This is a genomic window from Paenibacillus sp. 01T422, assembly GCF_056398785.1.
In genome coordinates this window covers 1-7,046 of the sequence record NZ_JBFTQB010000272.1, presented here as the reverse complement: position 1 = coordinate 7,046, position 7,046 = coordinate 1, and the positions used below count along the sequence as shown (strand labels likewise).

General features: G+C 43.8%; 5 protein-coding genes. All 5 read right to left on the bottom strand.

What is annotated here, in order from left to right; genetic code table 11:
- The coding region (locus AC1DUA_RS16675) for an ABC transporter permease (protein WP_477500835.1) at window positions 1-735 on the bottom strand (735 nt) is incomplete at its 3' end.
- A 15-nt stretch (window positions 736-750) separates the two neighbouring features.
- Window positions 751-1,731, bottom strand: coding sequence for an ABC transporter ATP-binding protein (locus tag AC1DUA_RS16670; RefSeq protein ID WP_477500834.1), 981 nt, complete (start codon window positions 1,729-1,731; stop codon window positions 751-753).
- Window positions 1,731-2,546, bottom strand: a complete 816-nt coding sequence (locus tag AC1DUA_RS16665; RefSeq protein WP_477500833.1) for a GDSL-type esterase/lipase family protein — start codon at window positions 2,544-2,546, stop codon at window positions 1,731-1,733. The genes AC1DUA_RS16670 and AC1DUA_RS16665 overlap by 1 nt, the downstream gene beginning before the upstream one ends.
- Window positions 2,547-4,126: 1,580 nt before the next feature.
- On the bottom strand, window positions 4,127-5,974 hold the full coding sequence (locus AC1DUA_RS16660; RefSeq protein WP_477500832.1) for an ABC transporter ATP-binding protein: 1,848 nt from the start codon (window positions 5,972-5,974) through the stop codon (window positions 4,127-4,129).
- Window positions 5,971-7,046, bottom strand: a 1,076-nt coding sequence (locus tag AC1DUA_RS16655) for an ABC transporter ATP-binding protein (protein WP_477500831.1), incomplete at its 5' end; no start/stop codon positions are given. The genes AC1DUA_RS16655 and AC1DUA_RS16660, both read right to left, overlap by 4 nt.

Genomic DNA, 7,046 nt, shown 5'->3' with positions numbered 1-7,046 from the left:
AATGAGAACTGAGATCATTAACGACATGAGCGCGACGACGACTGCCGAAAACCATACTAATCCAAACTCCATCAAGAGAAAGAACCACTGATCGACCGCTCTTACCAGACTGAAATCGACATCCGTGCCACTGATTTGAATGCCGGTAAAAATTGGCATCATCCATCCGTTATAGCCGAAAACAAGGCCAGAAATCAAGTAACACACCACGCCAGTCGACAGTACCGTAAGCGAAGTAAAGAAAATAACAGTTATTAATTTGCTCAATAGGATTTTCCATCGCCGGACCGGTCTTGTCAACAATAATTTAATAGTCCCCGTAGAATGCTCGGATGATACGATATCAGCAGAAATGACCATGATGATCAACGGAATGAATAGAGAGACGGCATTCTTGACAAACTCGCGCGTGAAAGTAACAGCATTAGGCGAGTTAGGATCGACATCCTTTTCCAAATAATAATTAGCAATCTGTATCTGCACTTTAAGCTGCTGCTTCCACTCATCCGGTGTACGTGCAGAGCTTAATCGCTTCTCCCAATCAATAATTTTTTGGCGTTGATCTGCCTTCCAGTCTGTCGTTCCAAATTGTTTTTGAGTATTTTGGGCCACACGCATTTGGGCATAAGTAAACATAGGAATAAGGGCAAGCAGAATCAGGATGATCACATAAAATCGTTTTTTCTTGATCATTTTGATGCATTCATTTTTGACGAGTTCATACAGAATACGCATTTCTTTCACCTTCTCCTATTGTATGGTTTCACCCTCGGTTAGGCTCAAGAACAAATCTTCCAGCGTTGGGTTCTTGATTTCTACAGCATAGAGGCTAATTCCTGCTTCCATCAATTGCCTACTTATTTGCGGGACATGCTCTTTATCCATTTGGGTAACAATTGATCTCACCGAAGCATGTGTATGCAGGGGGTCTACTTGTCCAATTTCYTCAATCGCAATAACAAGTGGTGACGCATCGAGAAGCCCCTCAGCCTTATCGGCCGGAGACACGGACCAAACCACTTTGCCACCTTGCGCAATCAACTCATCTACCGCTCCTACTCGAATGACTTGTCCATGGCTAATAATCGCTACACGGTCACACATTTGCTGTATCTCGCTCAATAAGTGACTGGACACAAATAAGCTCAATCCATCAGCCGCCAAACGCTGAATAAATTCCCTCATTTCCTTGATTCCTTGGGGATCAAGTCCATTGGTTGGCTCGTCCAAGATTAATAAGCTAGGTCGTCCCAGAAGCGCTTGCGCAATACCAAGCCGTTGCCTCATACCAAGGGAGTATGTGCGAACTTTATCATGAATACGACCATCCATAGAAACAATTTCAACAACCTCTTGAATTCTCGTTTCGTCAACATTAGGCAGCATTCTTGCAAAATGCTCGAGATTTTCCCATCCTGTCAAGTACGAATACAGTTCCGGGTTCTCAACAATACAGCCAACGTGACGCATGGCTTGATTATGCTCTTTGCGGACGTCGAATCCACAAATGTGAATCGTCCCTTCTGTGGGCCGAATTAAATCAACAAGCATTCGAATGGTTGTTGTTTTCCCTGAACCGTTGGGACCTAGGAAACCGAAGATTTCCCCGGCATAGACATCAAAGGAAATCCCTTTGATAATCTCTTTATTTTTAATTTGCTTTTTCAAATTTTTCACGGACAATACGGTCTCAGGAACGATTACTGCTTTAGTCAATTTGCCTGCCCCCATTACTTCAGAATCTGTAAAATTCGATCTGCAATCCGCTCATAACCATCCCCATTAGGATGAAAATGATCAGCCGAAGACAAATATTTAATCAAATTTTGTTCAAACAAATCATAAGTCGGGACAATCACCATTTGCGGGTACCGATTGATCATTTCGAAAACACCATTATTCCAACGCTGTACAATGAGCGATCCTTCCTGTTTGGGATCCAAATCAAGGAATGGATGATATAAACCAACGTACATCACGGTTGCCTTAGGGTTGGCCTTATTAATCGCTTCGAGAATTTTCTGCATCTTATCGAGCGCCGGAGCCACACGGCTTACCGCTGCTTCAGGGTTAAATTCCGTCTGGTTGTCCCCTGTAAAAAGTCCGTCTCCACCGGCAAAAATATCATTACCACCGATGGTGAGCAAAATAATATCAGCCTGCGCAAGCGCATCCTGTGTCTTCTTTAGCTCCAGATCAGCTAACAACTGGTCGCTTCTATAGCCTGGAATAGCTAAATTATTAAGCACAAATACCGGTTTGCCTGTTTCTTTTTCCAGTTTTTCACGAACGCGGCCCACATAACCTTTGCCTGTATTGTCGCCCGTTCCTGCCGTTAATGAATCGCCGAGAGCCACAATTTGCAACTTTGCTTTGCTCTCTATCATCGATTCCTTCTTCGGAGCCTCTGTCGCCAATTGAAGCGATCCAGAAGCTTTCGGAAACAATATCTGATTCGCCGCGTAAGCAAATCCTACAGCGAAAACAATCGTCGTAATGGATGCGGTTAAGCCAATTGTTCCCCATATGAAGCGAGATGATCTCAAGAATGTCCCCTCCTGCGAATAAATGGCATAATTCATACTAAGAGTATAGCTTCTAGAATAAATTTGCAAACGCTGCATATTGGCGCTATGTAAAAATCGATCATATGTTCGTTTTTTTCTAGTATAACATACTTGGCCATCATTCAAACACCCTCAATTATGTTTGACTGGTGTGGGGGCTTGTGCTGGCAGGAGCGGCCGAGCTCTAACGGACTGAGGTGCCGCTAATAGTTACTTTTAGAGTTAATTTGGAATGTAACGGACCCAGGAAGCTTTAATCGTGATGAAATTTGTTTAAACCACTATAAATTCAATATATAACGACTCCTCAGTCCGTTAGATAATTAAACTGGACTTTATTTGCTGAATAGCGGCTTTTGGGTCCGTTAGCAGTTCATGTATAGAACTGGATGGGTTGAGTTTGTGGAATGTAACGTGCTGCGGGTTGCGGTTGAGAGAGTATATCGTGTCGCGGAGGTTGCGGTTGGCGGAGTGAGTCGTGTGGTCTCGTAGTTACTGTTGGTTGGGTTCGTATATTGTCACTGTTGGTTGGGGCGTGGGGTTTGTTGTGGGGTTTGTAATGTTATTGTTGGTTGGGTCTTGGGGTTACTGTTAGTGGGGTTCGCAATGTTACTGGTTGGGGCGTGGGGTTTGTTGTGGGGTTTGTAATGTTGGTTGCGGCGTGGGGTTTGTTGTGGGGTTTGTAATGTTGGTTGTGGCGTGGGGTTACTGTTGTGGGGATATAGATTCCCAGAGTTTGGTGGGGCAGTTCATGTTGTTGCGATTATCAAACTCTAACGGACAGAGATGCCGCTATTGGTTACTTTTTGAGTTAATTTCGAATTTAACGGACATAGGAAACCTTAATTGACATGAAACATGCTGAAACCACTGTAAATCCGATATATAACAGCTCCCCGGTCCGTTAGATATTCAAAGTGGTCTCTTTTTGCCGTATAGCGGCTTGTGTGTCCGTTAGCAGTAGATGTACCGAACAAGAAGGATTCAGTTAGTGGGTGTGTCGTATCGCGTGGGTTCGTTGGGGGAATGTAGCGTGCTACGGGTTGCTGTTGATAGAGTGTGTCGTGTCGCGAGGAGTTAGTTGTTGCAATGTAACATRCTGCGGGTTGCTGTTGATAGTGTCTGTCGTGTCGCGAGGGTTAGTTGGTGGAATGTAGTGTGCTGCGGGTTGCTGTTGACAGTGTCTATCGTGTCGCGGGGGGTTCGTTGGGGGAATATGCCGTACTGCAGGCTATTATTTCTGGTAGATTGTTCCATATCTCAGGGTATAGTTGATGGAGTTCATCGTGCCACAGGCTTATGTTATCACGGCAATGTCGTGGTTACTGTTGGAAGCTTTTAAATGCCATACTTATCCTGTTCCTTGTATCATGGTGCAACTATTGGCGGTGCTTAAAGTACTAATGTTCGTGGGAGCGTGAGGTTCAGTTAGTGAAGTTCATAGCGAAACGAGATCACTCAGAGCTCCCTCTAAATGATGAAAGTTTCGCCAACGCCACCCCAACTCTTATCCAAATAAATAAACCTAGCGGTATGAACATCACCGCCAGGTTCCAGTTTTAAACAGCATCCTGCAAAAACTTATATTGCGCTTGGATCAAGCCATAATAAATTTTTTGCTCCTTCATCAATTCATCATGATTGCCGATTTCCATCATGCGGCCATGATCCAACACGACGATTTTGTCCGCCTTTCGAATCGTAGAAAGTCTGTGCGCCACAATGAAGGAAGTCCGGCCAGCGAGAAGCGTTTTGAGAGCTTCCTGAATTTTCAGCTCCGTATCCGTATCAATACTAGCCGTGGCTTCATCCAGGATGAGCACTCGCGGATTCGCAAGCAGCGCCCTCGCAAAGGAAATCAACTGACGTTGTCCCATCGATAAGACATTTCCGCGTTCCTGCACCTCTGTATCATAGCCGTTCGGCAAGCTGACGATAAAATCATGAGCATGAACAGCTTTAGCAACCACTTCAATCTCTTCATTTGTTGCATCCAGCCGACCAAAACGGATGTTATCTCGAATCGTTCCTGAGAAAATAAACGTATCTTGCAGAACGACGCCTATTTGGGAACGCAAGCTTTGAATCGTAATATCGCRAATGTTGTTACCGTCAATCGTAATACGTCCTTCAGTAGGATCATAGAATCGGCAAAGCAAATTCATAATGGTACTTTTACCCGATCCCGTATGCCCCACCAACGCAATAGATTGCCCAGCACGCACATCCAGATTAAAACCTTTTAATGCCGGACGTCCAGCCTCGTACTCGAATACGAGATTTTCAAACTTCACATTACCTTGGATGTTAGGCAGGTCTTTCGCACCTTCAAGCTCAGCGACAGAAGGCTTCTCATCGATAAACTCAAAGATCCGCTCAGCTGAAGCCATTGCAATGAGCAATTGCGAATACATCTGACCTAGACGCGTAATTGGCTCCCAGAAATAACCTATGTAAGTAGCGAAGGCAACCAGTAAACCGACTGAAATTTCCTCTGTTTGGATTAAATAAGCACCTAGCCAGAATAGAATGCAGTATCCGATAGCACCTGTAATCTCGATAAGAGGTCCGAATGACTGATTGAGCATAGAAGCGCGATTCCAGGACAAACGGTTGATCATATTCATTTTGGTGAAAAACTGAATATTTTCTTTTTCCTGCGAATAAGCTTGGGTGACCTTTATCCCTTGAATACACTCATTCAAATGGGCATTAAGCCGCGATTGCTTCATCGTTACATCCTGCCAAGCATGGCGAATCTTTTTGCGCAGCTTGGTAGAAATCATGAACATGATCGGAACTGTCACAATAATGGCTGCCCCTAATTTAAAATTAAAAGTCAGCAAAATAATAATGATCCCAAGCAGCTGAACGACGTCAATTAACAAGTTGACGACCCCGTTCGTGAACAAATCTTGCAGCGAGTTCACATAGTTCGTTACACGAACAAGAACAGATCCTGCTGGACGTGTATCGAAGAATCGGAACGATAGTTTTTGAATGTGGCTGAACAAATCATGACGCAAATCATAAATAACACGTTGTCCAATCATATTCGTGTACTTAATTCTGAACGTATTTGCCACCCATTGAATGATATATACGCCAAGCATGATACCTACAATGATTAACAGAAAGTTCGTATTTTTAGGTATAATAGCTTTATCAATCGCTTCTCTAATCAGTAAGGGTACCGTTAATTTGGTAATAGCTCCCACCAGCATCATAATGATGATAATTGGCAGCATTTGTTTCTTATACGGCTTCATATAACTAAATAAACGTTTCAATTGCCCCCAGTCGAAGGGCTTATCAATCAACTCATCGTCCTGGTAGACAAATCGCTGCCCAACTTGAGAGTCTTCGATCTTGGCAGCCGCCTCGGCTTGATTCGATTTCTTACTCAATGTGCTAACMTTCTTTCTTGCAAGGAGGAATGGTTTCGCGTTATCGCATCTAATTCTGAATCTTTGGCTGCAGCAACTTGATCATCTTCAGCCGCTTTCTTCGGTTGATCTGCATATTGAATATCGTAAGTTTGACGGTAAAGGCCTTCTTGCTGCAGAAGTTCATGATGTTTGCCTCTTTGAACAATTCTTCCTTTATCGAGCACGATAATTTCATCAGCATGCTTCAAGGATGAAATACGATGGGCAATAATGAATGTCGTTCTTCCCTGCATTACCTCGCTAAAGCCTGCTTGAATCTCGTGTTCTGTTTCCATATCAACAGCGCTAGTTGCATCATCAAGTACTAATATTTTGGGATCTTTGATCAATGCTCGAGCAATGGCAATACGCTGCTTTTGACCGCCAGATAACCCTAATCCACGCTCACCGACAACAGTGTCATAGCCCTCTGGCAATTCAGAAATGAAATCATGCGCTTTAGCCAGTTTCGCTGCCCGAATAATTTCATCCATCGTGACATCTTTGCGCCCATATGCGATATTGTTAAGAATAGTTGAAGAGAAAAGGAACGTTTCTTGGAAAACGGTTGCAATCTGACTACGATAGCTTTCAAGTTCTAGCGAGCGAACATCTTTGCCATCGAGCATCACTCGGCCATCTTTCACGTTATACGCTCTCATTAGCAGTGAAATCACTGTCGTTTTACCTGAACCCGTGCTGCCGAGCAGCCCGATCACTGAGCCTGCCGGAGCATCCAAGCTGAAATCATATAAAGCTGGCTGTTTTTCCGGATAAGCAAAAGTAACATTGTCGAAACGTACATTTCCTTGTACTTCACTGCTTTTTACGATAGCTGCATCTGCTTGATCTTTCACATGTAAGTACTGATGCAAAATATCGAGAATTTTCTCGCCAGAAGCTTTCGTATTCGTAAAGTTATTAATATGGAAACCAAGTCCCCACATCGGGCCGATGATGTACCAGATTAAGCTGAAGCAAGCAACTAGCTCACCAAGGGAAATCGTATTCTGGATAACCATGTAACCCCCGACGCCAAGCAGCATAACGA